Raw genomic sequence first — 3409 nt, forward strand, 5'->3', positions numbered from 1 at the left:
GATGATACGTTTATGTATAATATATGACACATTATAGGTCATAAAAGAAAGTATATCAATCATAAAATGACTCATCCTGTTTCAAACATGTGTCACAGCTGATGACACATATACGTGTCACAGCTGATGACACATAACAATCTAGTAAACTCTTATATATCAACGTTTTTACTAATTTCCCTTCTATATCTCCTTAAAGGGCTTTTCTCCATACAAGGAACGGAGAGTATTTTTTGAGAAACCCACTCAAAAAATCTTCCTCCTTCCTCCTTGCATTCCGAAATTCGGCAGGTGTGAGCATGTCGCCAAGCCGAACATACCAAAAACGAGAATTTAGGTAGCACGACTTGGATTAGCAATTGTACCTGCCGAACCGCCTTGATTTATCGTTCAAAAATTTCACTTATGCTATATAAAGTTACGTTGAATTCTTGGGGGCTAGCCCCCAGACCCCCAGCCAACACTCACACCCAAAAACAAGGAGATCCTTTTTCTAATCTTATAGAAATGCTAGAATTATCCAGGGGAATTTAACTTAGACAAGGGGGTAATTTTGTGGCTAAAGTTACATTAACAAATATGTGTATGATTTATGATAAGAAAAATAATAAAGTCCTAGTTCAAGATAGAATTAAATCTTGGAAGGGAATTTCGTTCCCTGGAGGGCATGTGGAGGATGGGGAAAGTCTAATCGATTCCACTATAAGAGAAGTAAAAGAGGAAACAGGATTAATGATTTCTAATTTAGAACCATGTGGAGTTATTTATTGGTTTAATAATGAAACTGGTGAAAAGTTTTTTGTTTTTAATTATAGAACAGAAGTATTTAGTGGAGAACTGTTAGATAAAACAGATGAAGGTAGTATATTTTGGGTAGATAAAAATGAGTTATTGACACTTAATCTTGCAGAAGGAATGAAGGAAAGATTACCAATGTTTTTAGATAAAAAGTATTCAGAGGGATTTGGTATTTGGAATGAACATAATGCTGGTCGATTAAAATGGCAATAAAAAGAGCAGAGGTATTTGCATGGAGTGTGTCAACGGTACCGGACCGAACCCGTAAGGGAGCGGGAGGATAAGGAGTTGACACACTCACTATGCAACCCTCTTGTGGTTGTCAAAAGGTACCCTTTTGACCCTGCCCACCGGCGAGGGAGCCCCTCAAGGATTGAGGGGTTGGGGAGCTCGATTGAGTGGGTCTGGGGAAGAGTTCCCCAGCAGGTTTGGACAGAGTCCAAGGTTTTGTTTTTTGCCATGCTTTGCATGGCTTGGCGATAGCCAAAACGGCCTCGCAGAGCCTTTTCATTGTGTACATGGAGCGTAGCGGAATGTCACAATACAGAAAAGGTTACTTTGCCAAAGTAACAAAACTTTTGGTATAGTGGGGGCAAGGAGTTGATTCGTTATGAGTATGTCAGTTTCTCTCAAAAAGGCAACGAACAAAACCAACATTAAACACAATAACAGGACAATGAGCGAGAAGGAAAAAGAGCGAAATTCGCATATAGATTATTCAAAGTCTAATGAAAATAAATATCTTGTTCAGAAAAATTTGAAAGGGTTATATCAAGAAGAGTTCGGGGAAGCGTTGGAGAAATATAACGCCAAACAAAAACGATCTGATAGAAAAATTGACGATTATTATAAGCACATTCAGTCCAGTAAGAAAACTTCGCTTCAGCAAGAAATGATTATTCAAGTTGGTGATTTGAACGACTTCATTCGCAATGCCGATTATGAAAGAGCAAATGAAATTTTGTTAGAGTGGTTTAAGGATTTTGAGAAACGCAATCCTAATTTAAAAGTTTATAATGCGGTCATTCATAATGACGAGACAAGCCCTCATATGCATTTAAATTTTGTGCCTGTGGCGAGTGGATATAAGCGAGGGCTTGAAAAGCAAGTATCATTTGACCGAGCGATTACGCAACAAGATCCAACGTTAGATAAAACACGTCCTTTTGATGATTGGCGAGAAAAAGAAGTGAAGTTGTTAGAAAACATATTGAAAGAGCGTGGCATTGAACGAAAACTAGTTGGCTCAAACGAATATAAAGATGTGAACGAGTACAAAGAAAAAAAGGATTTAGAAAAAGAAATTCAATGGCTAGAAGGAGAAATTGTCAAAAAGAAAGATCAACTTGTAAAAGTTAGTGAGCAAATTCCTGAAAAGAAAATGAATCTAAAGAGCAAAAAGAAAGAGATTAAGACAGAGGTGGAATCCAAATTTATTGGGAAACCTAAAATCATTGAAAAAGAAACTGGTAATTATGTTTATACACCAAAGCAAATTAAACAATTAGAAGATTTGATAACGGCAGCATCCACTGTAAAAAAAGATTATGAACGCTTGCAGACGACAGATTTAGTCCAAGAAAATAAAAACCTTCGTGAGGAAGTCTATCAAAAGACAAAGGAAAATAGAAAGCTAATGAATCAAGTTGAAACATTAAATACTAAAATAAGCTCTTTAAAAGCTCATATAGGCGTTTTAAAAGAAAATGTAAGGGTTTTGTATCAACAAACGAAAAAAGTTTTTAAAGAGCAATTCAAGGCGTTTAGAGGCCTTATTAAGAATGAATTGGATATGAAGAAGATAGATAATCAATTTGAGCGTGAGCATAAAAAAGAATTGAAGACTAGACAACGAGGGTATGACATGGAGCGATGAAAACATAAATAAAGCGAGTAGACTTTACTACCCGCTTTATTTTAGATTCTCTCGTTCTCTTAAAGCTTTAAATCTGTCAAATTGACTTTGGTATTCGTAGTCTTTATTTTCTTTTTTGCTGACAAGGATTTTCCCGTCATATTTAGCAAATTTTTTCTTGTCATTTGAATCAGACCAAGCTAGATTCTCGTTAATTACATAAACATTTGATGTTCCCATTTTTAAGACATCTAAAAATCCGTTCTCTTCTAGTAGTTTTATTGCTCTATATACAGTTGATCTCGACTTTCCAAAATAATCCTCAAAAACAGAATAAGAGCAGGCTAGAGCATTTCTGTTATCCATGTGTTCCAAAATGAAAAAGAGCAAGGAACTTGCAAAGCTATGATTAGACATTAACCAACGTAATTCTGGCATGTTATCACGATAAAGCTGAATAAAATTATGATTCTTTTTTCTCTCTTCGTATTCGTTTTCTTTAGATAAATGATTTTCCTCAAGTTCCACAAGCTTTTGGAGTTGATGAAGTTGTTCTGGAGTCAATTCAACTGTAATCTTTTCGTCCAATTTTAGCACCTCTATCGACATTAAATTTTCTCCCCTTTTTTGAAATGTTTCATAGTTGATGATACGTTTATGTATAATATATGACACATTATAGGTCATAAAAGAAAGTATATCAATCATAAAATGACTCATCCTGTTTCAAACATGTGTCACAGCTGATGACACATA

Annotated in this window: 3 protein-coding genes; 2 read left to right on the forward strand and 1 reads right to left on the reverse strand. The window is 35.4% G+C overall.

What is annotated here, in order from left to right; genetic code table 11:
* The first annotated feature begins 555 nt into the window (after positions 1–555).
* Positions 556–1011, forward strand: a complete 456-nt coding sequence (locus ACTFRN_RS27935; RefSeq protein ID WP_100632357.1) for an 8-oxo-dGTP diphosphatase — start codon at positions 556–558, stop codon at positions 1009–1011.
* A 397-nt stretch (positions 1012–1408) separates the two neighbouring features.
* Complete coding sequence (locus tag ACTFRN_RS27940; protein WP_440038758.1) at positions 1409–2674, forward strand: plasmid recombination protein; 1266 nt, start codon at positions 1409–1411, stop codon at positions 2672–2674.
* A 36-nt stretch (positions 2675–2710) separates the two neighbouring features.
* Here the strand turns inward: ACTFRN_RS27940 and ACTFRN_RS27945 are convergent, their stop codons facing one another.
* Positions 2711–3262 carry a helix-turn-helix domain-containing protein gene (locus ACTFRN_RS27945; protein WP_100632360.1) on the reverse strand — a complete coding sequence of 184 codons (552 nt, stop codon included), beginning with the start codon at positions 3260–3262 and terminating at the stop codon, positions 2711–2713.
* Positions 3263–3409 lie beyond the last annotated feature (147 nt).

This window comes from Bacillus cereus group sp. MYBK245-2 (assembly GCF_051916145.1).
Taxonomy (GTDB): domain Bacteria; phylum Bacillota; class Bacilli; order Bacillales; family Bacillaceae_G; genus Bacillus_A; species Bacillus_A pacificus.